28 protein-coding genes are annotated in these 24,206 nt (G+C 44.3%); all 28 read left to right on the top strand.

The window, feature by feature from the left end; translation table 11 throughout:
- The first annotated feature begins 4 nt into the window (after positions 1–4).
- The 28 genes from codY to GC097_RS24775 all read left to right on the top strand — a co-directional run bounded on the left by codY (position 5) and on the right by GC097_RS24775 (position 24,191).
- Complete coding sequence (gene codY / locus GC097_RS24910) at positions 5–790, top strand: GTP-sensing pleiotropic transcriptional regulator CodY (protein WP_171685997.1); 786 nt, start codon at positions 5–7, stop codon at positions 788–790.
- Positions 791–1,014: 224 nt separating this feature from the next.
- Positions 1,015–1,422, top strand: a complete 408-nt coding sequence (gene flgB, locus GC097_RS24905; RefSeq protein WP_171685996.1) for a flagellar basal body rod protein FlgB — start codon at positions 1,015–1,017, stop codon at positions 1,420–1,422.
- A 6-nt stretch (positions 1,423–1,428) separates the two neighbouring features.
- Complete coding sequence (gene flgC, locus GC097_RS24900; RefSeq protein ID WP_171685995.1) at positions 1,429–1,878, top strand: flagellar basal body rod protein FlgC; 450 nt, start codon at positions 1,429–1,431, stop codon at positions 1,876–1,878.
- A gap of 20 nt (positions 1,879–1,898) precedes the next feature.
- Positions 1,899–2,207, top strand: a complete 309-nt coding sequence (gene fliE / locus GC097_RS24895; protein ID WP_171685994.1) for a flagellar hook-basal body complex protein FliE — start codon at positions 1,899–1,901, stop codon at positions 2,205–2,207.
- Positions 2,208–2,250: 43 nt separating this feature from the next.
- Positions 2,251–3,837, top strand: a complete 1,587-nt coding sequence (gene fliF / locus GC097_RS24890; protein ID WP_171685993.1) for a flagellar basal-body MS-ring/collar protein FliF — start codon at positions 2,251–2,253, stop codon at positions 3,835–3,837.
- 12 nt (positions 3,838–3,849) lie between these two features.
- The gene (gene fliG, locus GC097_RS24885) at positions 3,850–4,866 is read left to right on the top strand and encodes a flagellar motor switch protein FliG (RefSeq protein ID WP_167056160.1); all 1,017 of its coding nucleotides are present in this window, start codon (positions 3,850–3,852) and stop codon (positions 4,864–4,866) included.
- The gene (locus GC097_RS24880; RefSeq protein ID WP_171685992.1) at positions 4,859–5,686 is read left to right on the top strand and encodes a FliH/SctL family protein; all 828 of its coding nucleotides are present in this window, start codon (positions 4,859–4,861) and stop codon (positions 5,684–5,686) included. Before fliG ends, GC097_RS24880 begins: the two co-directional genes overlap by 8 nt.
- Entirely contained in the window at positions 5,683–7,008 is a 1,326-nt protein-coding gene (gene fliI / locus GC097_RS24875) for a flagellar protein export ATPase FliI (RefSeq protein ID WP_171685991.1), read from the top strand. Before GC097_RS24880 ends, fliI begins: the two co-directional genes overlap by 4 nt.
- A 9-nt stretch (positions 7,009–7,017) precedes the next feature.
- Positions 7,018–7,461 (top strand): flagellar export protein FliJ, encoded by a 444-nt coding sequence (gene fliJ / locus GC097_RS24870; RefSeq protein ID WP_171685990.1) that lies wholly within the window; start codon positions 7,018–7,020, stop codon positions 7,459–7,461.
- Between the two features lie 23 nt (positions 7,462–7,484).
- Positions 7,485–8,399 (top strand): MotE family protein, encoded by a 915-nt coding sequence (locus tag GC097_RS24865; RefSeq protein WP_171685989.1) that lies wholly within the window; start codon positions 7,485–7,487, stop codon positions 8,397–8,399.
- Between the two features lie 37 nt (positions 8,400–8,436).
- Positions 8,437–9,876, top strand: coding sequence for a flagellar hook-length control protein FliK (locus GC097_RS35075; protein WP_171685988.1), 1,440 nt, complete (start codon positions 8,437–8,439; stop codon positions 9,874–9,876).
- A 34-nt stretch (positions 9,877–9,910) separates the two neighbouring features.
- Positions 9,911–10,354 (top strand): flagellar hook capping FlgD N-terminal domain-containing protein, encoded by a 444-nt coding sequence (locus GC097_RS24855; protein WP_171685987.1) that lies wholly within the window; start codon positions 9,911–9,913, stop codon positions 10,352–10,354.
- Positions 10,351–10,740, top strand: a complete 390-nt coding sequence (locus GC097_RS24850) for a TIGR02530 family flagellar biosynthesis protein (protein WP_171685986.1) — start codon at positions 10,351–10,353, stop codon at positions 10,738–10,740. The genes GC097_RS24855 and GC097_RS24850 overlap by 4 nt, the downstream gene beginning before the upstream one ends.
- 91 nt (positions 10,741–10,831) lie before the next feature.
- Positions 10,832–11,653 (top strand): flagellar basal body rod protein FlgG, encoded by an 822-nt coding sequence (gene flgG / locus GC097_RS24845; protein ID WP_171685985.1) that lies wholly within the window; start codon positions 10,832–10,834, stop codon positions 11,651–11,653.
- 59 nt (positions 11,654–11,712) lie between these two features.
- A complete protein-coding gene (locus tag GC097_RS24840) occupies positions 11,713–11,934 on the top strand; it encodes a flagellar FlbD family protein (RefSeq protein WP_171685984.1) in 222 nt (73 codons plus the stop codon).
- Entirely contained in the window at positions 11,935–12,420 is a 486-nt protein-coding gene (locus GC097_RS24835; protein WP_171685983.1) for a flagellar basal body-associated FliL family protein, read from the top strand.
- A gap of 36 nt (positions 12,421–12,456) precedes the next feature.
- On the top strand, positions 12,457–13,455 hold the full coding sequence (fliM, locus tag GC097_RS24830) for a flagellar motor switch protein FliM (protein ID WP_167056190.1): 999 nt from the start codon (positions 12,457–12,459) through the stop codon (positions 13,453–13,455).
- Positions 13,427–14,752 carry a flagellar motor switch phosphatase FliY gene (fliY, locus tag GC097_RS24825; RefSeq protein WP_246294442.1) on the top strand — a complete coding sequence of 442 codons (1,326 nt, stop codon included), beginning with the start codon at positions 13,427–13,429 and terminating at the stop codon, positions 14,750–14,752. Before fliM ends, fliY begins: the two co-directional genes overlap by 29 nt.
- 26 nt (positions 14,753–14,778) lie before the next feature.
- Positions 14,779–15,141 carry a response regulator gene (locus GC097_RS24820; protein WP_126144987.1) on the top strand — a complete coding sequence of 121 codons (363 nt, stop codon included), beginning with the start codon at positions 14,779–14,781 and terminating at the stop codon, positions 15,139–15,141.
- An 82-nt stretch (positions 15,142–15,223) separates the two neighbouring features.
- Positions 15,224–15,817, top strand: a complete 594-nt coding sequence (locus GC097_RS24815) for a flagellar biosynthetic protein FliO (protein WP_171685982.1) — start codon at positions 15,224–15,226, stop codon at positions 15,815–15,817.
- Entirely contained in the window at positions 15,814–16,587 is a 774-nt protein-coding gene (gene fliP / locus GC097_RS24810; protein WP_171685981.1) for a flagellar type III secretion system pore protein FliP, read from the top strand. Before GC097_RS24815 ends, fliP begins: the two co-directional genes overlap by 4 nt.
- 26 nt (positions 16,588–16,613) lie before the next feature.
- A complete protein-coding gene (gene fliQ / locus GC097_RS24805; RefSeq protein WP_127451055.1) occupies positions 16,614–16,883 on the top strand; it encodes a flagellar biosynthesis protein FliQ in 270 nt (89 codons plus the stop codon).
- Positions 16,884–16,895: 12 nt separating this feature from the next.
- Positions 16,896–17,693: a flagellar biosynthetic protein FliR gene (fliR, locus tag GC097_RS24800; RefSeq protein WP_171685980.1), complete on the top strand. Its 798-nt coding sequence runs from the start codon at positions 16,896–16,898 to the stop codon at positions 17,691–17,693.
- A 14-nt stretch (positions 17,694–17,707) separates the two neighbouring features.
- Complete coding sequence (gene flhB, locus GC097_RS24795; protein ID WP_171685979.1) at positions 17,708–18,802, top strand: flagellar biosynthesis protein FlhB; 1,095 nt, start codon at positions 17,708–17,710, stop codon at positions 18,800–18,802.
- Positions 18,803–18,823: 21 nt separating this feature from the next.
- On the top strand, positions 18,824–20,857 hold the full coding sequence (gene flhA, locus GC097_RS24790) for a flagellar biosynthesis protein FlhA (protein ID WP_171685978.1): 2,034 nt from the start codon (positions 18,824–18,826) through the stop codon (positions 20,855–20,857).
- Positions 20,854–22,164, top strand: coding sequence for a flagellar biosynthesis GTPase FlhF (gene flhF, locus GC097_RS24785; RefSeq protein ID WP_171685977.1), 1,311 nt, complete (start codon positions 20,854–20,856; stop codon positions 22,162–22,164). Before flhA ends, flhF begins: the two co-directional genes overlap by 4 nt.
- On the top strand, positions 22,161–23,030 hold the full coding sequence (locus GC097_RS24780; protein WP_171685976.1) for a MinD/ParA family protein: 870 nt from the start codon (positions 22,161–22,163) through the stop codon (positions 23,028–23,030). The genes flhF and GC097_RS24780 overlap by 4 nt, the downstream gene beginning before the upstream one ends.
- A 48-nt stretch (positions 23,031–23,078) precedes the next feature.
- Positions 23,079–24,191: a protein-glutamate methylesterase/protein-glutamine glutaminase gene (locus tag GC097_RS24775; RefSeq protein WP_171685975.1), complete on the top strand. Its 1,113-nt coding sequence runs from the start codon at positions 23,079–23,081 to the stop codon at positions 24,189–24,191.
- Positions 24,192–24,206 lie beyond the last annotated feature (15 nt).

Raw genomic sequence — 24,206 nt, 5'->3', positions numbered from 1 at the left:
TTAAATGAGTTTACTAAACAAAACAAGAAGGCTAAATCGCTTGCTGCAAAAAGAAGCAGGAAACGCGGTTAGCTTTATGGATATGGCAGAAGTGCTTCGCGATATTGTGATTGCGAATATTTATGTTGTGAGTCGTAAAGGGAAAATTCTAGGCTATGCCACAACGAACGATCCCATTTCCCCCGAAATGAACCAGGCGATATTGCTTGAACGAAGATTTCCATCGGAATCCAATAATCTTCTGCTTAAAATAGAGGAAACAACGTCAACTTCGGAACCGAACAGCCCGTATTTTTACTACACGGAGCAAATGAAAGATATGTTCCCTTATACCCATACGACGCTGGTTCCGATTATTGGCGGTGGCGACCGGTTAGGGACTCTGATTTTAAGCCGCAATGAAGGCATCTTTATTGATGACGATCTTATTTTGGCTGAATACGGTTCGACAGTAATCGCCATGGAAATATTAAGGGAGCGCGCTGAAGAAATAGAGGAAGAGGCAAGAAGCAAAGCAGTCGTTCAAGTAGCCATTGGTTCCTTGTCATTTAGCGAAATGGAAGCAGTGGAACATATATTCGAGGAATTGGATGGCAAAGAAGGTCTATTAGTCGCGAGCAAAATTGCGGACAGAGTTGGCATCACTCGTTCCGTTATTGTGAATGCGCTTCGCAAGCTGGAAAGTGCCGGAGTTATTGAGACGCGATCGCTTGGCATGAAAGGCACTTATATCCGAATTTTAAATGAACAATTGATCCAAAGCATCGAACAGCAAAAGACGAAACTATAGCTGATCCGATTAGAAAGTCCTATCTGATTAAAAGATAGGGCTTTTTTCTTATTGTAACTTAAGCCAATATCTTAGATGATTAGAAGTGGGTGGAGTTTACAAAATTCTACAATAAGGAACTATTTCGAATCATTTTTTGAAAATATTGTCGAAACAAGAAGGAATACTTACTTACTATGTGGAAGTATAAGTCTCGAATACTCTATTGAAAGGGGGTAACGTGTGTGTCTTTGTTAGACAAGCCTAGTTGGAACTTGATGGAGCGCTCGCTCGATGCCTCGACACTTAGACAAAAAGTAACAGCGAATAACGTCGCCAATGTGGATACACCTTACTTCAAGCGTTCAGATGTCTTGTTTGAAGAGCTTTTGCAAGGAGAGATGAATTCGTCAACGCCCTCTATAGAAGGTTATCGGACAGACCCTAGGCATTTCTTAATAGGTAAATCGACAACTGTGCCGAATTCAGAAATAAAAACCGACGAATCGACAGCGATTAACAATAATATGAACAATGTCGATATGGACTATGAAATGTCACTAATGGCTAAAAATCAATTGAAATACAATACGATGATTCAACAAATGAACAGCGAATTCAAAAAAATGCGCACAGTCTTAGGAGGGAAGTAATAACTAATGAGGCTTACAAACGGTTTTGACATCAGTTCATCGGCACTCACTGCACAGCGCTTAAGAATGGATGTCGTCTCTTCTAACATTGCGAATGCAGATACTACGCGTGCTAAGTTTGTAGATGGCAAGTGGGTTCCTTATACGAGAAAGCTAGTTTCTTTTGAGACGAAATCGCAACCGAGTTTTGCGCAGTCCTTGCAATCGGCTATGGCGGATGGGACCGGCGAGGGCGTGCGTGTTAATAAAATTTTTGAGGATCAGTCGCCGCTTAAACAAGTATATAACCCATCGCATCCTGATGCAGACGCAAATGGATTTGTTTACATGCCCAATGTCGATGTGCTCAAAGAGATGGTTGATATGATTTCAGCGACAAGATCTTATGAAGCGAACGTTACTGCACTGAATGCTAGCAAAGCGATGATAACGAAAGCATTAGAGATTGGTAGATAATCCGTACGGGAGGTTGCAGCATGATTGACAAAATTAGTTATAGTCCGCTGAATATCATGAGTTCGGTTCAGCCCAAAGACAGCTCTGGTGAAGGGGCTGCGGACCTTGGTAAACGGTTTGGTTCTTTCCTCAATGAAGCCATTACAAATTTAAATGTCCAACAACAACAAGTTGATCAATTGAATCAGAGTTTCATCAAAGGAGAGCTTTCCGATGTCCATCAATTGACAATTGCCTCGGAGAAAGCGTCGTTAGGACTGGAACTTACTGTACAAGTTAGAAATAAAGTCCTTGAAGCTTACCAAGAAATGATGAGAATGCAGCTGTAATTAATTAGGTGCTGCTAAAACTTTGGTTCGATGGGGTGACAGAGTGAACGAGAATCTCCTCCAGTACTGGGAAAAAGTTAAGCAGTATTGGAATCGATATAGTAGAGCAACAAAAATTACTTTTATCGCAACGGTCGTCCTTCTGATTCTTACTGCAGCAATTATCAGTGTGAATTTATCTAAAACGGAGTACTCCTTAGCATTTACTGAACTGCAGCCTAGCGATGCGGCAGCAATCAAGGGTTATCTGGATACAGCTAAGATTCCATATAAGCTTAGTGCTGATGGTAAAAGCATCGAAGTACCGACAAGTGAAGTTGCAAACGTGAAACTGGGCGTGGAATCGCAAGGATTAAATAAAAATGGTTCCCTTGGTTTCGGTGCTTTTAGCAGCAGCAGTTCATTTGGTATTACGGATAACGAATTTAAAGTGAAGTACTTGAACGCGATTCAAGGTGAGCTGCAACAACTGATCAATTCAAATCAGGCGATTGCAGGTTCAAAAGTTCTGATCTCCCTTCCGGAAGAAGGACCTTTCTTACAGCAGCAGGCAGAGAAGGCAACAGCATCCGTTGTTCTTCAAATGAAACAGGGCTACAGCTTGGATCAAGGGAAAATTGATACGATCTATAACTTGGTTTCACACAGCATTAAGAATCTTCCGGTTGAGAACATCACCATTTCAGACCAGTACGGGCAAAGCTTGGTTTCTTCCAAAGCGGGCGGTCAATCTTCTTCAAGCCTAGTGACAAGCCAGTCCGACATTAACGATAAGTTTCAAAAGGATCTGCAGAAAAATATTACGAACATGCTGGGTACAATGTTTGGCCGCGATAAAGTTAATGTGAGTGTATTCTCAACCATGAACTTCGATCAAAAGAAGAGCCAGGAAAAGCTTGTCTCTGCGCCAAATCAAGTAGACCAAAAAGGTTTGGAGATTTCACTTCAGGAAGCCAGCGAATCTTATCAAAATAACGGAGCGGATACAGGCGGGGTGCCTGGTACAGGCACGACAGACGTTCCTGGATATCCGGGATCATCCAATTCCGGGAAATCCAACTCCGAGAAGAACTCTAAAACCGTAAATTACGAAGTGAATCGGATTACGAACGACATCGTTTCTACGCCATACGTTGTGAAAGATTTAAGCATTAACGTTGGCATAGAACCACCGGTTAAAGATGATCCGACCTCATTGACTGCCGAAACAAAGACTGCGGTGCAAAATGCTTTAGTCAATATCGTAAGGACAGCACTTGCAGATAATAAGGTTACATATACAGACGACGAACTGCAGAAAAAAGTTACGGTTCTTGCTCATTCTTTTGCAAGACCTGCGGATTTGTCCGTTTCCAAGACGACTACATACTTGACTTACGCTGGTTTGGCGCTTGCGGCGTTAGCGATCGGCGCGATTGCAGGATTTGCAATTAGAAGACGCAGAAAAGCTGCCCAGCAGAAATTGATGGATCAAGATCTGAACATGGCTGCTAGCAAAGCGGAGCTTCCAACGATCGATATTGAAAATGTAACAAATGACAATCAAGTACGTAAGCAGCTGGAAACACTTGCGAAAAAGCGACCAGAGGAGTTTGTTAATCTGCTTCGCACTTGGTTAGTAGACGAATAGAGGTGCGCTTGTATGGCCAAAGCTGCTCTAAACGGGTTAACCGGACGACAAAAGGCAGCCATTCTTTTGATCAGTTTAGGCCCTGAGGTGTCCGCTCAAATATTCAAGCACTTGCGTGAAGAAGAAATTGAGCAGTTAACACTAGAGATTGCGAATGTAAGGAAAGTAGATTCCTACGAGAAAGAATCGATCCTGTCTGAGTTTCATCAAATCTGCTTAGCGCAAGAGTTCATTTCTCAAGGCGGTATTGCTTACGCCAAAGATATTTTGGAGAAAGCGCTCGGTTCACAGAAAGCGCTCGATATAATAAATCGCTTGACAGCTACGCTGCAAGTACGGCCGTTCGACTTTGCGAGAAAAGCAGATCCTGCTCAAATTCTCAACTTTATTCAAAATGAGAATTCGCAGACCATTGCGCTCGTCTTGTCTTACTTACAAGCCGATCAGGCTTCAATCATTTTGTCTTCATTGCCGCAAGAGAAACAAGCGGACGTTGCCAAGCGAATCGCACTGATGGACAGTACTTCGCCGGAAGTCATTAGTCAAGTGGAACGTGTGCTTGAACAGAAGCTATCGTCTACGGTTACTCAGGATTATACAAATGCCGGCGGTATTGCATCTATCGTTCAAATCTTGAATGGTGTTGACAGGGGGACAGAGCGAACGATTCTCGATTCGTTGGAAATTCAAGATCCCGAACTTGCGGAAGAAATCAAGAAACGGATGTTCGTATTCGAGGATATTGTCAATATTGACAATCGCTCCATTCAGCGCATTATTCGTGATATCGAGAATGCCGATCTGCAGCTTGCGCTTAAAGTTGCGAGCGAGGAAGTTCGTGATGTTCTATTCAAAAATATGTCCAAACGCATGGCAGAAACGTTCAAGGAAGAAATGGAATTTATGGGTCCGGTTCGTTTGCGTGACGTTGAGGAAGCTCAAACCAGAATTGTTGCTACTATCCGCCGCCTAGAGGAATCAGGTGAAATCATCATTGCACGTGGTGGAGGAGACGATATTATTGTCTAATGTCATTAAATCATTCGCTTATTACGCCTTGGATGATAAGAAGTTAGTTGAATCGACTTTGCCTGCTCATCTTCTTCATGAGGAGTATGAGTCCGGTGATCAGCTTACTCCTGAACAGCAGCAGGAATTAACGGAAGCAACGAATATGAAGGATCAAATTCTTCAAGACGCTGAAGCTTTTGCTAATGAGCAGATTCATCAGGCTATGCAGGAATGCTCGGCACTTCGCGAACAGACGCATGAAGAAATCAACGCCTGGTGGGCAACGCGCCGTGCAGAAGATGAAGAGCATGTCGCCTTATCAAGACAGTCTGGCTTTGAAGAAGGCTACCAACAAGGAACCGTTCAAGCTGAAGAGGTGCTTAGACAGGAATATAGTGAAATGCTGACGGAAGCCCAAAGTGTTTTAGAACAAGCCTATAAGCTTAAGCAGCAAATCATTCATGAATCGGAGCCTTTCTTGATAGAGCTTAGTACATCAATCGCTGAGAAAGTGATCGGTAGACAGTTAACCTTGAACCCGGAATGGGTTATAGAGTTAATTCAGAACGTTCTATCACGCAGACGGGAAAAAGGAATCATTGCGCTGTGCGTGGCACCGTCACAATTCGCATACATACAAGATGCTCGTGAAGAATTGCTTACCTCTATAGATTCACAGGCTGAACTGCAAATTATTCCGGATTCCACGGTACAAGACCGCGGATGTGTCATTCGTTCTTCTTTTGGCAGCATTGATGCCAGAATTGATACGCAGCTGAAAGAGATCAAATCCGCTCTGCAGCAGTTGGCCACTCAAAGCGAGGGAATAGGAACATGAACAGTGCGCTGCCAAAAGTCGATAAGTACAAAGAGCATTTGAATGCCATTGACCCGATTCGAGTTAACGGCAAAGTGACGCAAGTCATCGGTTTGACTGTTGAGTCAGAAGGTCCGGATGTAAGCATTGGCGATCTGTGTTATATCTACCCGCACAAATCCAATAAGCCATTGAAAGCCGAAGTCGTTGGTTTTCGCAGCAATAAAGTGATTTTGATGCCTCTTGGCGATTTGGATTCCATCGGACCTGGCTGTGATGTTGTTGGGACCGGAAAGCCACTCACCGTTCAAGTTGGACACGAACTGCTTGGTAAAGTGCTAGACGGTTTAGGACAACCGTTGGATGGCTCGTTCCTGCCTTCCAGGATGGCTCAATATTCAACCAATAATGTACCGGGCAATCCGCTTACGCGCCCTAGAGTGCTGAATCCGATCTCCGTAGGCGTTCGCTGTATCGATGGTTTGTTAACGATTGGCAAAGGTCAGCGTGTGGGCATTTTTGCCGGATCCGGTGTCGGAAAGAGTACCCTGATGGGAATGATCGCCCGCAATACATCAGCGGATGTTAACGTTATAGCCCTTATCGGTGAGCGGGGCAGAGAGGTCTTGGACTTTATCGAAAGAGATCTGGGCCCTGAAGGACTTGCAAGATCTGTCGTCATCGTGGCCACGTCAGATCAACCTGCGCTCATACGTATTAAAGGTGCCATGATTGCAACGAGTATTGCTGAGTATTTTCGAGATCGCGGCTTAAATGTCATGATGATGATGGATTCCGTCACCCGGTTCGCGATGGCACAGCGTGAAGTCGGCCTTGCGGTAGGGGAGCCTCCGGCAACGCGTGGTTACACGCCATCGGTTTTTGCCATGCTTCCGCGATTATTGGAGCGTTCCGGCACGGGGCCTAAAGGATCCATTACGGCATTCTATACCGTGCTTGTAGACGGCGATGACATGAATGAGCCGATTGCCGATGCGGTACGGGGGATTCTGGATGGACATATTGTCCTGAATCGCAGTATCGCAAATAAAGGTCATTATCCGGCCATCGATGTTTTATCCAGTGTAAGCCGTGTTATGAAAGAAATTGTTCCTACTGAACATATGGAAGCTGCTGATCATCTAAAGCGACTTCTCTCTATATATAAAGATTCGGAAGATCTAATTAATATTGGGGCGTACCAAAAAGGTTCTAATCCGAATATTGATGTTGCCATGGATCATATTGATGCTATTTGGGATTTCACGAAGCAAAAAACAAGTGAAAAGCTAACCTATGAAGAAGCTCAAGAACGATTGATTCACGAATTTTATAAGGGATGAGGGTCCTGAATGCATTTTCGTTATTCTTTCCAGCAAATTGTCGATTTGAAAAACAATGAACGAACACAGGCAGAATGGATTTTGTCTGAGGCAATGGGTCAATTAAGGAATGAAGAAACGAGTTTACGTGGCTTGTTTGAGCAAAAAGAAAACCTTCACCAGGAAATGGTGACTGCCTCCAGAGATTCGGTCTCCATTGCCAAGATGTTAATGCTGCAGACTTATATGAATCATGTTGAGCGGCAGATCGCCCGCAAGCATCAGGATGTGCAGCAAGCGAAACATGTCGTGCTCAAAAAGCAGGAGCATCTTTCCGAAAAAATGATCGATGAAAAGGTTTGGACGAAAGCCAGAGAAAAGGCATACAGCCAATTTCAATCCTTTGTTGCAAAAAAAGAGCAAGACGCTCTGGATGAGATGGCAACAAACCGTTTCAAACGACTCTCGTATTGAGAAGGTAAAGGAGGAACAAGGAGATGGCCGATACAAGCATTGAAGGTGCATCTTATAGTGCGCTGGAACGGTTTCTGATATGGTTTGTCATCCCCTTTGTGTTTACGGCTGTCCTGCTCTTCGTGTTGTTGTCAATCTTTGATTATGACATCAAGAGCAGCATTCAGAAAGCGTTGCATAACACACCGGTAATCGGGGCAATCGTTCCTGCACCTAAGGAAAAAAGCGTTGTAAGCAGCTCAGGTGTGCAGACGACTCCTGAACAAAGCATCAAAACCAAAGATGATGAGATTACGAAGCTTAACGCCAAAGTGGCGGAACTTCAAGCCTCCTTGCAGAAAGCAGAATCGTCTGCTGAACAAAAGGACCAATCGATCAAAGATGCAGGGGCGAAAATCACGGAACTTGAAGACAAGCTGAAAGACAAGACGCAAACAGAAGAAGAGTATGCGAATCAGATTACACAGCTGGCCAATATGTATGCCAAAATGACCCCAAGTAAAGCAGCTCCAATCATTGAAGCACTTACACCGAAAGAAATGGTGCTTATATTTTCCATGATGAAGCCGGACAACCGGGGAGCTATTCTTGAAAAAATGAACGCTGCGAAAGCGGCGGAAGCTTCCATGGGGCTCAAAGATATTGTTCCAGTCCGGGATAAGGAAATCGCTGCTTTGCAAGAAAGATTAGCAACGAATGGGGGAAGCACAGCGAAAGAGACGACCGCTGTCAGCAAATCCGATTTAGGTCAAACTTTTGCCAATATGACTCCAAAGAGTGCATCTAATGTGCTGATCGAGATGAACAAATCGAATCCTGACAAAGTGTTAGCCATCCTAAGCGGCATGGATAATGCTTCCCGTTCCAAAGTGATGTCGGCATTATCGGATGCGAATAAGGAAATAGCTGCTTCGATTTCAGCTAAACTTGTTCAGTAACGTAGATGGTTGTCACGAAGGGAGGTGAAATATAAAGGTGGATGTACAAATACAAACAGCACCTGCGGCAGTTTCCGCTTCATCTTCAAACAATAAGGCGGCTGCGACAGGGGGAACTTCCAAAGACGGCTTTACCCAAGTCTTGGACGGTCAGATGTCTCCAACGAATTCATCGAAAGATGGGATGAGCGCATCGGATCCGGCACTTTCGTTAAGCATGCTGCTCCAAATGCTTCAGAGCCTGGTAGCACCCGTGCAGGCAACTGCGGCACAGGATGTTCAACCGGAGGAGCAACCGCTCGCTGAAGTTGTTTTAGACGCGATGAACAGTAATCCGGCACTAGCTGAACAGCTATTGCAAGATCCTAAAGTTCAGAAGTGGTTTGAAGACGCAGGGCAATTGCTGCAAACGCTAGGTGGAGCTCAATCGAATCCTGCTGCTTCCTTTCCGGACGCTTTAAAGCTTCAAGCAACCGAGGTTACGAATTTGCAAGCACAGAATACGTTGCTTTCGCTCGTTTCTTTGTCCAAACAGCAGCCAGACAATCCGATCGTGAAATTCTTAAATCAAGATTTACAGAATGTCATCCAGCCATTACTGCCAGAATTGATGGCGAACTTGAAGAATCAAGCTCAAGAAGGATCAACGGTTGTTGGTGCGCTTGAAGCCGCTGAGGGACTGCTGAAAGGAAATAAAAAAGAAGCCGTTTCGGTCGACAAGTTGATGAGCCATCATAAGGCAGGCAGCAAAAAGACGTCTGAACAGAACTTTGACGTGAACGCAGTGACTGTTTTACAACCTGCCAAGTCAAAGCTTGAGCTTCTTGCTATGAGGAATGTTCTTCTAACGCCGAAGGTTGATTCCATTTCTGCATCGCCGGATTCATTGCCAAATCTAGTCGATTTGCCGACTGAAGCTGAATCTTCCGCGAACACGGTTGTGACGATTGCTGATTTGCAGAGAGCACAGCAAGCTCCGACCGCCGTTGATAAAACGGCAATTCCGACGATGAATGCTTCTAATTTTGCTGAAGAGATGACAGAGCATGTGCTGAAGAACATGAAAATTACTTTGGCCGACGGTTTCTCAGAAGCCAAGCTGTCTCTGTTTCCCAAAAATTTGGGGCATGTTGATGTGAAAATATCGATGCATGACGGCCAATTGGTTGCCCTGTTTGCAGCCGATTCCTTAGCAGCAAAGCAAATGTTAGAAAATCAGCTGCCGCAGCTGAGACAAGCTCTTCAAACACAAGGTTTGCAAGTTGAGAAGCTGGAGGTTACTCAGAATCAAGACATGCAATCCAGTATGTTCCAGGAACAACGCCAACAGCAAGCATTTGGTCAATCGCAACGTCAAAACAAGAACGAGTCAGGCGGTTATGATGTGGACGCGCTTGATTTCGAACAGCAAGTTGATACTGCTGCAGCACAAGCAAGACCGGCTGTCCATGGCAATTCCTTTGATGTAACAGCTTAACAACAGTTTATGCGAAGCGGTTGGAGGTGAAAGTATGGCTGCAAGTCCGATTGTAGGCAACGTTTCTGATTTAATAAATACCGGGAAAACTGCAAAAACGAAAGAGAAAGACAACAATACATTAGGGAAAGACGATTTCCTGAAAATATTAATTACCCAACTTCAGAATCAAGATCCGACACAACCTTTACAAGATAAAGAGTTTATCGCCCAGATGGCGCAATTCACCTCCGTAGAGCAGTTGACGAATATGGCCGGTGAAATGAAGCTGATGCGGCAATCGCTTGGATTTGTTTCAGGCTTGATCGGGAAATCGATCACTTGGGATGAAATCGACTCTTCAGGAGCAACGGTTGAAAAGTCAGGCGTTGTTGAATCCATCTCGTTCAAAGAAGGCAACCAGTATGCCAATGTGAAGGGAGCGGAAATCTCTCTGGATAAACTCAAGAAAATTGAGAATATCGGAGAAGCCCAATGACAGAGAGAATATCCATAGGACAGTTATATCCTAATGCGGTTTCTCCTGCGTCTGCGAGACGAACGCCTGTACAGCAGCCGGCATCTTTATCCGGCAACTCGAGCTTTCAAAAACTTCTTCAGGATCAATTGGTTCGTTTCAGTCATCACGCAGAGGTCAGGCTGAAGGAAAGAGGCATTCAGCTAAAACCGGAGCAGCTAGATAAGCTTAGCCAGGCAATCGATAAGGTTGCAGCAAAGGGAGCTAAAGATGCATTGATGGTTATAGGCGGGAATGCATTGATTGTCAATGTTCCTAACCGGACTGTTGTGACGGCACTTGACGGAAACGCGATGAATGAACATGTTTTCACTCAGATAGACAGTGCAATGATAATTTCTTCTTAATCAGGCTCGACCGCGTAGGAAGCCTGGAGCTGTGGAACGATGGAAGCAGCTCATGAATGATGTATTTTAATCCGATTAGGAGGCTAGTAAGATGTTAAGATCTTTATACTCTGGTGTTTCAGGTATGCGTGGTTTCCAAACAAAATTAGATGTTATCGGCAATAATATCGCAAATGTAAACACGATCGGATTTAAAGGTAGTCGTGTCATGTTCAAAGACATTCTCAGCCAAACGGTTTCCGGGGTAAGTGCAGCAGATGAGAACCGTGGCGGGGTGAATGCCCAGCAAGTTGGTTTGGGTGTGAGTTTGGCTGCGATCGACACCGTACATACTGCAGGAAGTGCGATGACTACGAATGTAGTTACGGATTTACGTATTAACGGAGATGGATTTTTCGCTGTTGGAACGACAGAACAAACGGATGCGCCTTATTTGACAAGATCGGGTAACTTTACGTTGGACGCTTCGAGAAATCTTGTTAATGCCGAAGGACTTCATGTTATGGGAGCTGAAGGGGCAGGGCCGATTGTCATTCCGGAAGATATCGTTTCTTTCTCCATCTCGCAAAACGGTGATATCATTGGGATTGATTCCACAGGAGCGACAGTTGCTACCGGCCAGAAAGTCGGTGTCGTTAAAGTCGTTAACCCTTCAGGACTTGAGAAAATTGGCGGCAATTTGTATCGTATGACGGCAAATGCCAACCCGGAGGGCGCATTGCAAATTGTAGCTCCAGGGGATGCAACTACGGGAACAGGGACCCTGATCTCCGGACAGCTGGAGATGTCCAACGTAGATTTGACCGGTGAATTTACAGAGATGATTATTGCGCAACGTGGTTTCCAAGCTAATTCCCGCATTATCACAACTTCAGATGAAGTGCTTCAAGAGGTTGTAAATCTTAAACGTTAATGTTGAATAAATGATCGAGGGGAGCTTGTCTCCCCTTATCCTGATGCAGGAGGAGAAAGATGATTTCTCTCACTCGTTTAAATGGTAAAGCCATTGTCCTTAATGCGATCTTGATTGAATTGATTGAAGAGACGCCAGACACCATGATTACATTGACTACAGGCAAAAAAATCACAGTTCTTGAAAAAGCAGAGGTTGTGGTAAGCTTAGTGCGGACCTACATGCAGGAAATTGGCTCGGTACGAGCGACAATTATGTCAAAGGATGCGGAGGGTTCGTAATTGTTTAAGAACAAAATTTTCATTCTGATTGTTTCGATTTTAATTGCAATTACGTTGATTTTGACTGCGGCTTTTGTCTTATGGAATTTCATGGAGAAAAACAATCAATCGAGTGATCCAGCGGCGAAGGCCCAAGATGCTGTGGCAAGTGTAAAACCGACGAAAGCACCTTCCGCCGAAACGGTTAAAGCCAACACGGCAATCATCAAAGATGTTTTGACCAATTTATCAGGCAGTCAGAATTTTATTAAAATTAGTTTTGCTTTTGAATTAGAGAACGCCAAGGGGAAGACCGAATTTGACAGCTTGTTGGACTCGGCAGTGAAGGGCACAATCGTGCAAACACTGGGCGATCTCACAAAGGAACAAATTGAAGGAAGCAAAGGGTCAGATACTTTGATTTCAACACTAATGAATAAATTAAACCCGCTGCTTCACGAAGGTAAGATTAAACAAATTTGGATAACTGATAAAGTGCTTCAATAAATTCGCTATTGATTTTGCTAAAAGGAGGTGACTCTAATGGTTGATGTTTTGTCGCAAAATGAGATCGATGCCTTGTTAGCGGCATTGTCCTCTGGCGAAATGGATGCGGATGAACTTAAAAAAGAAGAGACACAGAAGAAAGTAAGAGCTTATGATTTTAAGAGAGCGGTTCGCTTCTCTAAGGACCATATTCGTAGTTTAACTAGGATTCACGAAAACTTTGCACGATTTTTGACCACTTATTTCTCAGCTCAGCTTCGTACATTCGTACAAATTAGTGTAGTTCAGGTTGAACAACTGCCTTACGATGAATTTATTCGTTCGATCCCGAAAATGACCATTTTGAACATCTTTGAAGCGGAGCCTTTAGAGGGTCGAATGGTGCTTGAGGTTCATCCCAATGTTGCATTTGCGATGTTAGATCGATTGTTGGGCGGGGCTGGGACAACACCTACGAAGATTAATGCTTTAACTGAGATTGAAACCATTGTGATGGAGCGCATATTTAGCCGGGCGTTCGACAGCCTGCAAGAGGCTTGGAAAACAGTTATCGATATTCAGCCTAGATTAGAGGCACTGGAAACAAATCCACAGTTCATGCAGATTGTTTCGCCCAATGAAACGATCGCACTGATCTCACTGAGTACCAAAATTGGTGATACGACAGGGATGATTAATCTATGTATTCCCCATGTCGTCATCGAACCGATTATGCCTCGACTTTCTGTGCATCATTGGTTTGTTTCGCAGAAAAAGACGAGAGCACCTGAAGAAGTGGAAGCACTTCAATCCCGCTTGGAAAAAACCAAGCTACCTCTCATTGCAGAATTGGGTTCGTCGGAAATTTCGATTCGAGATTTTCTTGGCTTAACGGTCGGCGATGTTATCCCGCTGCAAAAATCCGTCGAAGATTCGCTTCAAGTCAAAGTGGGCGAGAAGCTGAAATATCTCGGAAGCCCTGGTACCTTAAAAGGAAAGATGGCTGTACAGATTACAGATATCGTAAATGAAGGAGAAGAAGATTATGACGAATAACAGAGATTATTTGTCCCAGGAAGAGATCGATGCTTTGTTGAGACAATCTTCGGAAGATAGTTCAGCCTCTTCTTTTCAAGGGCCTCCTCAAGTTGAAGATTTTTTATCTTCATTAGAACAAGACGCACTTGGTGAAATTGGTAATATTACATTTGGCAGTGCAGCTACAGCACTTTCTACTTTGCTCGGTAAAAAAGTCGATATAACGACGCCGATGGTTTCCATTATCAGTAAAGAAGAACTGCAAGAGCAGTTTCCAAAACCGCACGTAGCTGTGCATGTCAACTATGTGGATGGCTTCGACGGCATTAACTTGCTGGTGATCAAAACGCGCGATGCCCAAGTCATTGCTGACTTAATGATGGGTGGAGACGGAACCGGCGGGGATGAAACGCTTAGCGAAATTCACATTAGTGCTGTGCAAGAAGCGATGAATCAAATGATGGGATCTTCGGCGACGTCGATGTCTACCATATTTAATCGTTTTGTCAATATCTCTCCTCCAGGAATCGACATATTAAATTTGTCGAAAGGAGAAGGAAAACTACCCGACGAGGACGTATTTATAAAGATATCGTTCCGACTCATCATTGGCGACCTTATTGATTCTAATATCATGCAATTATTGCCTGTTCCTTTCGCCAAAGAAATGGTGTCGATTCTCATGGGTGGGGATTCCGATTCTTCGATGGAAGTTGCACCTGCTGCACAAGCACCGGCGCCTTCATCTGCTCCTAACCAGGAAGTACATACACCGCCCCCTGCTGCTGCTCAACCTATGTATGAGCAACCTATGTATCAACAACAACAGCAGCCCGTGTATGAACAGCCGATGTACCAGCAGCCTATGCAACCGCCAATGCAACCGCCAATGCAACCGCCAATGCAGCCACCGATGGGACAGCCGATGTATCCGCCGCAACAACCGATGTATGGGCAACCACCTGCTGCGTACGGCGGGATGCCTAATCGCAATGTGAATGTGCAACCCGTTCAGTTTGGGAATTTGCAGACAGGCGCATTAGGTCATACGGATGATACGAACCTAAATTTACTACTGGATATACCTCTCAAGGTAACTGTAGAATTAGGCAGAACGCACAAGGTGATTAAAGATATCTTGGAATTGTCCCAGGGATCGATTATCGAATTGGATAAGCTGGCAGGTGAGCCGGTAGACATCTTAGTGAATAATAAGCTGATTGCCAAGGGTGAAGTCGTTGTCATCGATGAAAACTTTGGGGTTCGAGTAACCGACATTGTCAACCAATGGGAACGAATTCAAAAGTTACAATAATTTAATTTTTTAGGGGGACTTTATTCATGGCTAACCGTATTTTGATTGTTGATGATGCTGCATTTATGAGAATGATGATTCGAGATATTTTAACGAAAAATGGTTACGAGGTTTGTGGAGAAGCAAATGACGGCGCACAAGCGATCGAGAAATACAAAGAGTTGAAACCGGACCTGATTACAATGGATATTACAATGCCGGAGATGGACGGGATTCAAGCATTAAAAGAAATTAAAAAAATCGAACCTAATGCAAAAGTGATTATGTGTTCCGCGATGGGTCAGCAAGCGATGGTTATTGATGCGATCCAAGCCGGTGCAAAGGACTTTATCGTTAAGCCTTTCCAGGCAGACCGCGTAATTGAAGCAATTAAAAAGACTCTGGGTTAAGCCGTCTCTTCGGTCGAGTCTTGCATAAGCCGAAAGGGAAGTGACTATGAGAAGACTCCACTCGAAACGACTGCTAACAGGTATGCTTAGTTTAACGGCTTTGTTGTATACAAAGTCCGTGAGCTTTGCTGAAACAGAACCTGGACAAGGTCTTCCAGCATCGGATTACCCGACTGCCGATCCAACGGGAACGCTTGGCATGATTTTTAAGGTCATATTTTTCTTGATTTTAATTATTCTCCTTTTCTATGTACTTATTAGATACGTGGCTAAGAAAAATAAGGGAACAATGTTCGGGAACTCGATTCGTTCTTTAGGCGGAGTTCCCTTAGGCCAAAATAAATCGATCCAAATCGTTGAAATTGGCCATTCGCTCTTCGTCGTTGGTGTCGGAGATAACATCCAACTGTTGGATAAAATCGATGACGCCGATGAAGTGGCATACATCACTGAATTGATGTTAGCTTCTCAGGATGATCGAATGGGGTTCGGAACTGTTAGCAAGTGGATTAGTAAGCTGCCGATGAAAAAGAAAGACATCGAAGAAGACGTAGAGATTACTTCAACGTTTCAGCAAGTGTTTCATGATAAGCTGCAGCGTGTAACAAACCGTAACCGAAATGTGGAAGAGTGGCTTTCTGATCAAAAACAAAAAGATCGGTTGAATGATGAATGAGACGAAATAAATTAGTTCTTACACTTCTGATTGTGCTGGTTTCTGTGTTCCTGCTTTCTTTGTCAGCATCAGCGGCCGAGATCGATCCTAACAATCCGATTCCAGGATTGAACGTAAATATTGGGACCGGAGGGACTGCCGGAGGATCTTCCAATACAGTAACACTTTTGCTGTTGCTCACGGTTTTGAGCCTTGCTCCATCGTTCCTGATCCTTATGACTAGTTTTACACGTATTGTCATCGTACTTGGTTTCGTCCGTACTTCGCTGGGGACCCAGCAGATGCCGCCAAATCAGGTTCTAATCGGACTCGCTCTGTTTTTAACCTTTTTTATTATGTCTCCAACTTTAGGCGAAGTGAATCAAGTGGCGCTTCAGCCCTACTTAAAGGGGGAAATTAATCAAACCCAGGCTTTTGAGAAGGCCGCACTGCCGATGAAGCAGTTTATGTTCAAACATACGCGTCAAAAGGATTTAAAGCTATTTCTAGATTACTCCAAAGCAAAGGCACCAACAGGCGTAGAAGATATTCCGATTACTTCCTTAGTTCCAGCTTATGCGATAAGTGAATTGAAATCTGCTTTCCAGATGGGATTTATGATATTCATTCCGTTCCTGGTTATTGACATGGTCGTTTCGAGTACGTTGATGGCAATGGGGATGATGATGTTACCGCCTGTTATGATTTCATTACCGTTTAAGATTCTACTTTTTATATTGGTAGATGGCTGGTATCTTGTGGTGAGATCATTACTCCTAAGCTATGGTTGACGATCAAGATATCGGAGGTTTCCTGAATGGGTTCGGAATTTGTCATTCGAATTGCCGGTGAGGCTGTTTATACGGTGCTTAAAGCGAGCGCCCCTATGCTGGTAATTGGACTTGTTGTAGGTCTGATCATTAGTATTTTTCAAGCAACAACCCAGATCCAAGAACAAACCTTGGCTTTTGTTCCGAAAATCGTGGCCGTACTGCTTTCCATCCTTATTTTCGGGCCATGGATCATGAATACGTTGGTTGACTTTACGTTTAATTTACTCAACAACCTTTACAAATTCGTTGGATAGGTTGTGAGCGCGATGACATTAGTTTTTCAGGCTATTCCTATTTTTTTGCTTATCTTTTGTCGAATTACATCATTCTTTGTCGTAGTGCCGATTTTATCTTCAAAAAATGTTCCCATGATGTTCAAAATCGGTCTCTCCGTATTCATCTCATTCCTGATTTTTGCGAGCATGGGGCTGGATAAGCCCATTCCCATGGATGGTGAATATGTTCTTTTGATTATTCGTGAAATGCTGATCGGCATTTTGCTTGGTTTTCTCGCCTATATCTTTTTTACCGTCGTTCAAACAGCCGGCTCTTTTATGGATATGCAAATCGGTTTCAGTATGGCAAGCGTGATTGACCCCTTGACAGGGGCTTCATCGCCGATGCTAGGTAACCTAAAGTATATGATCGCCGTTTTGTTGTTTCTTTCTTTCGACGGTCATCACTATCTCCTAAGAGCCATTATGGATAGTTACAAATGGGTGCCGCTGGATAACCAGTTGTTTACTCGCATTTACAACGGTCAAATTTCAGATTTTCTGTTTCACTCATTGGCCAAAATGTTTTATCTTTCTTTTCAACTCGCTGCTCCAATCGTAGCAGCTCTTTTTTTGACAGATTTAGGGCTAGGGCTTTTAACGAGGGTGGCACCGCAATTTAACATTTTCGTCATTGGAGCGCCGCTCAAAATGATTCTCGGTTTTTTCTTGCTCGTTGTTCTATTTCCGGAATTAATATCGCAATTTCAATATTTATTCTCAACCATTTTCGATAACATGGAGAAGTTGCTTGGGCTCATTAGCGGAACACAGCAACCGTCTCCTTAAGCAGGAGGAAAGCCGTGTCCCAACAACTGCGTTTACAACTTGATTTGCAATGGTTTGCTGGGGAGAAGACGGAGCCTGCTACGGCCAAGAAAAGACAGGATGCACGCAAGAAAGGGCAAGTTGCCAAAAGCATGGACTTGCCCGCGGCGCTCATTTTACTCTTTACGTTCTTGTCGTTCATTATGTTTGGCGGCTTCATGAAAGAGAAGATGATCAACATTTTCAGAAATGTATACGAGAATCAACTGACCATGGAGGTTACCGCAGGCAACGTTCAGGTTCTTTTCGTAGATTTACTTAAACAAGGGTTGTTTATTCTAGGGCCTATTTTTCTCCTTGTTGTACTCATCGCTTTTATCGGGAACTATGCACAGATCGGATTTATGTTTATCGGTGAGCCCTTGATGATGAAATTCAACAAGATTAACCCCTTAGAGGGATTTAAGCGAATTTTTTCTCTACGCTCGGTCATGGATTTTTTGAAGTCTACTTTGAAAATGACCATTATCGGCTACGTCGTATATACGACTTTGATGGGGGAAAAAGCGAAGCTGCTCGGCTTAGGTCATACGCCTTTGGAAAGCGCGTTCTCTTTTATCGCTACGGTCACGCTAAAGTTGGGCATCAAAATAGGCGCAGTACTAATTGTTCTTGCCATTTTTGACTATATTTATCAAAAGTATGAATACGAGAAGAGTCTTAAAATGTCTAAGCAGGACATTAAAGACGAATACAAGAAGAGCGAAGGGGATCCTCTTATCAAAGGGAAGATCCGTGCCAAGCAGCGTCAGATGGCCATGCAGCGGATGATGCAGGAAGTTCCCAAAGCGGATGTCATTATCACGAATCCAACACACTTTGCTGTTGCTCTGAAATATGATTCCACCAATATGCAAGCTCCAACCGTCATTGCGAAAGGCGCGGACTACGTTGCTTTGAAAATTAAAGAAGTTGCCAAGCAAAACGGTGTCATGACGATGGAAAACAAACCACTTGCTCGAGCGATCTTTGCCCAGGTGGAAATCGGAGACTCCATTCCAGCCGACCTGTTCCAGGCTGTCGCAGAAGTATTGGCGTATGTATATAAAATGAAGGGCAAGACGAATTAGTAAGAAGGGAGGTACAATCTTGTGAAAGTCAAGGATTTATTCGTTCTTATCGGTATAATTGGTATCGTTTTAATGATGATTGTACCTATTCCAATCCCTTTATTGGACTTTCTTCTAATCATTAATATCTCAATCGCTTTAATGATTATTTTGGTTGCTATGAATACGCAAGAAGCGCTGCAATTTTCTATTTTTCCATCCTTACTGCTGATTACGACTTTGTTTCGATTGGCGCTTAACGTTTCTACTACGCGAAACATTTTGTCACATGCAGAAGCAGGCGACGTGGTCAGAACTTTTGGTTCTTTCGTAGCTCAAGGCAATATCGTCGTGGGATTTGTCGTGTTTCTCATCCTTGTCTTAGTTCAATTCATCGTAATTACCAAAGGTTCTGAGCGCGTTGCCGAAGTCGCAGCAAGATTTACGCTCGATGCGATGCCGGGGAAACAAATGAGTATCGATGCAGATTTAAACGCCGGCTTAATCAATGAAGTACAAGCCCGGGAACGCAGACAAAAGATTGAACGCGAAGCAGACTTCTACGGTGCCATGGATGGAGCGAGCAAATTCGTAAAAGGGGATGCCATTGCAGGGATCGTCATTCTCGTCATCAATTTAATTGGCGGCTTTATTATCGGGATGACGATGAAAGGCATGGATTTCTCGAAAGCCTTACAAACTTTTTCGATCTTGACGATTGGGGACGGGCTGGTCTCGCAAATTCCAGCGCTGCTTATTTCTACGGCTGCAGGTATTATCGTAACCAGGGCATCGTCCGAGGGCAACTTAGGCCATGATGTCACGAAGCAATTAACGGCGCAGCCTAAACTGCTTTACATCGTCGCAGGCACTTTAGTCATGTTAGGTATTTTTACGCCAATTCATTGGTTTACGACGTTCCCGATTGCAGGATTACTGGTTTTTGCAGGTTACAAGATGCAAAAGAACTTGGAACGGCAAGCCATCAAGGAAGAACAATTGGTGGAGGAACAGCAAATCGAGGAAGTTCGCAGTCCGGAAAGTGTTATCTCGCTTTTGCAAGTCGATCCTATTGAGTTTGAGTTTGGCTATGGTTTGATTCCGCTGGCAGATACGCAGCAAGGCGGAGACTTGCTTGACCGAATTATTCTAATTCGGCGCCAATGCGCGCTTGAGTTGGGAGTCGTCGTACCCGTTATTCGGATTCGCGACAATATTCAGCTGCGTCCGAACGAGTATATCATCAAAATTAAAGGCAACACGGTTGCACGAGGCGAACTTCTCCTCAATCATTATTTGGCCATGAGTCCAGGGATTGATGACGACTCCATTGCAGGGATTGAAACAACGGAGCCTGCCTTTGGTTTACCGGCCATTTGGATAGATGAAGTGACCAAAGAGAGAGCGGAGTTGTCAGGATACACGGTTGTTGATCCTCCGTCTGTCGTAGCTACGCATTTAACGGAAATTATTAAGAAACATACGCACGAGCTTCTTGGACGTCAAGAAACGAAGGCGCTCATCGATAATGTGCGTGAATCATACCCGGCGCTTGTTGATGATCTTATACCTTCCGTTCTCTCGATCGGAGACGTTCAGAAGGTATTGGCAAAGCTGCTTAAAGAGAAAATATCCGTACGTGACCTGGTCACTATCCTTGAGACGCTTGCTGATTATGGTTCCTATACAAAGGATCCTGAAATCTTGACGGAGTATGTCAGACAATCTTTATCCAGACAGATCACACAGCAATTCACATCGTTAGGGGACTCTTTGAAGGTGATCACAGTTGGTCCATCCGTAGAGAAGAAAATTGCAGATTCCGTGCAGCAGTCCGATCAAGGAAGCTATTTAGCGCTTGACCCCTCATCGTCGCAAATTATTTATCATCGCGTGAGCGAGCAAGTTTCTAAATTAATTCAATCCGGTCAGCAGCCTGTTATTTTAACGTCGCCAACGATTCGGATGTATTTGAGACAACTTCTTGAAAGAACACTGCAAGATATCCCTGTATTATCATACAGCGAATTAGAACCTAGCGTAGAAATTCAGAGCATGGGGGTAGTCAATTTATGAGAGTAAAAAGATATGTTGTCGATTCCATGCCTGATGCGTTGCAGAAGATTCGTACGGATTTAGGTAAGGATGCGGTTATTTTAAATACGAAAGAAATCCGTACAGGCGGATTTCTTGGCATGTTCGGCAAGAAAAAAATTGAGGTCATTGCCGCAATTGATAATACGAATGCGAATTCAACTCCGCAACCGATGAGGGCGGCACCGCAGCTGCAGCCTCAGAAGCAGCCAGTGCTTTCTCAAGTTCAAGTGTCTAAGTCTCAACCACATCTTTCTGACTTTCCGGAAGTTCCGGACGTGCTAGCGGCAGTGACGGCAGCGAAAGAACCTGTCGCCGCAAGAGCTGGTGCAGAGGCGCAGCCAACATTTGCCCAACCGCAGACGACGTATTCACCAGCATCCGTCAATGCAGCCAGCAGACCCAGCTTTCAAAAGGATGAGCACCTCATTGAGGAAATCAAACAGATGAAAGAGATGATGAGAAAGCTAACTCAGGCATCGGACGAGTTCACGCTCCCCGAGCCTTTGCTTAACCTGGAGCAGCGCTTGATTGATCAAGAGGTTGATCCAAAGCTGATTCGTCAAATCATGGACGAAACGGTTGCGGACTTTCAACTTGCCGATGAACCGATTACGGATGAAAGCGCAGTTCAAATCGTCAGAGCTAAACTCGGACAGATCTTCCAGTCAGAAGCCAGCAAGAAGATTTCACCGGCTACGCGCGTGGTTCATTTTGTGGGTCCGACCGGTGTCGGTAAAACGACAACCATTGCAAAGCTAGCCGCCGAACAAGTGCTAAAGTATCAACGCAAAGTTGGTTTCATTACTTCAGACACTTATCGGATTGCGGCTATTGAACAATTAAAAACGTATGCCACCATCTTGAACGTTCCGCTGGAAGTCGTCTTTTCACCGCAAGATTTAGTCAAAGCTTTTCAAAACTTAGAAGATTGCGACGTCATTTTCATGGATACAGCCGGTCGCAATTTCCGTAATGAAATGTATGTTTCAGAACTAAATTCATTGCTTAGAACACAAGGTAACAGTGAGACGATTCTAGTTCTCAGCTTAACGACGAAGTATAGAGATATGAGAGCGATAACGAACAATTTCAACAAATTCAAGCTGGATAAAGTCATTTTCACCAAATTGGATGAAACGGATTCTTACGGTGCGATTGTTAATATCGTTCACGAATTTTCGCTTCAAATTTCGTATGTGACCAATGGTCAAAGCGTACCGGACGATATTACGGAATTGAACGAGTGGCAGATCATTGATTTGTTATTGGAGGAACCGAGAACATGAAGGATCAAGCAGAAGGGTTGCGGAACCTGGTTCAACTTCAGAATGATAAAGGCACAAAATCCACCAGGATTATTACCGTGACTAGTGGAAAGGGCGGCGTAGGGAAATCGAATGTTACGCTGAACTTTGCACTGGCGCTTCAATCCCAAGGTTACAAAGTTCTTGTTTTTGATGCTGATATCGGGCTGGCCAATATTGATGTGCTGATGGGCGTTTCCTCTAAATACAATTTGTATCACTTGTTGAAAAAGGAAAAGACCATTTGGGAAATTATTCAGAAGGGCTCGAACAATCTGGATTTCATCGCCGGCGGATCCGGTTTTAACGATTTGCTGCGATTAACGGAGGAAGAGCTGGATTATTTTGCCGAGCAGGTCATGCAGCTCAACGGATATGTGGATTTCATCATTTTTGACACGGGTGCCGGGCTTTCGAAAGAAACTTTGAAATTCATTCTAGCTGCGGAGGAAACATTCGTCGTCACGACACCGGAGCCGACTTCCATCACCGATGCCTATGCGATTATCAAAATGGTTCATTCCATGGGACATGACGTTTCCTTTAAATTAATCATTAACCGGGTAACGGATCGGAGGGAAGGCAAGCATACTGCCGACAAAATAGCGCTAGTTGCGAACCAATTCTTGGGCATTCAGATTCCTACTCTAGGTTTTGTGGAAGACGATTCGTCGGTTTCCAAAGCAGTCAAAAAGCAAGTGCCGTTTACGATTGCTTTCCCTAACTCCCCGGCTGCCAAAAGCCTTCATTCACTCGTCGACGATTATATCAAAGGCTATCGAGTCATTTCGACACCTTCTTCCGGGGTCAAGGGCTTTTTGAATAAAATGATGAGACTTTTGAAATAGGATTTTCGCGAGTTATGTCGAATTAGGACATAAAGGGAGGGAAACAGCATGGCACAATATAACATACTAGTTGTAGACGACTCCGTCTTTATGCGAAGAATAATAAGCGATCTGATTTCAGAAAATCCGCAGTATAACATCATAGGAACGGCTAAAAACGGTCAAGAAGCCATTGAACAAGTGAAGCTTCTGCGACCGGATGCCGTAACGATGGATGTAGAAATGCCCGTGATGAACGGTTTGGATGCCCTGCAGCGCATTATGGCTGAGCAGCCAACGCCGGTAATTATGCTCAGTTCCTTAACCGAGGCAGGGGCAGCTGAAACAATTAAAGCGCTCGAATGGGGTGCTGTCGACTTTATTCGAAAGCCATCAGGTTCCATTTCTTTGGACTTATATAAAGTAAAGCAGCTTCTACATGAGAAACTGCAAATGGCTGTTCGAACCAAGCTGAGATCATTCCAACCCATTGGGCAGCCACCGTTGTTAACGAAAAGGAATCAAGCGCCGCTTGCGAGAAATAAAACGGGCCTCTTCAGACAGCCTGATGTGCCGAAGACGATAACGGAAGGCTCGATGCATTTTGATCATCTTGTTGGAATCGGGACTTCTACTGGAGGACCGCGAGCTCTGCACCAGGTAATCTCGAATATCCCAGCAGGCTTTCCGGCTCCTATCCTAATTGTTCAGCATATGCCGCCCAATTTCACGAAGTCTTTGGCGCAGCGTTTGAATGACGTCTCTCAGATTCAAGTTGTCGAGGCAGCAGAGGGGGACGTGCTCAAAACGGCAACCGCTTATGTAGCGCCGGGAGGCTGGCATATGATTGTACATAAAGAGGCAAACAGAACGTACAAAATTAGATTGACCAAAGACGAGCCGCGTTCCGGCCACCGCCCCTCTGTGGATGTCATGTTTGAGTCCTTGCTTTGTCTGAGTGAGTTGAAGAGACACGTTGTCTTAATGACGGGCATGGGGAGCGATGGAGCCAGAGGTATGCTTTCTTTAAGGCAATCCGGTATACAGACGACCATTGCCGAGTCTGAAGAAACTTGTGTTGTTTACGGGATGCCGAGAGCTGCCGTTGAGATGCAGGCTGCCATGCATGTGCTGCCTCAGCATAATATTGCTGCTCGCTTAGCGCAATGTGTACTTCCTTAATTGATCGAATGATGC

The organism is Paenibacillus planticolens, from assembly GCF_013141725.1.
Lineage (GTDB): Bacteria > Bacillota > Bacilli > Paenibacillales > NBRC-103111 > Paenibacillus_E > Paenibacillus_E planticolens.
The sequence above is the reverse complement of the archived record's forward strand: the minus strand, read 5'-3'. Positions and strand labels throughout refer to the sequence as shown.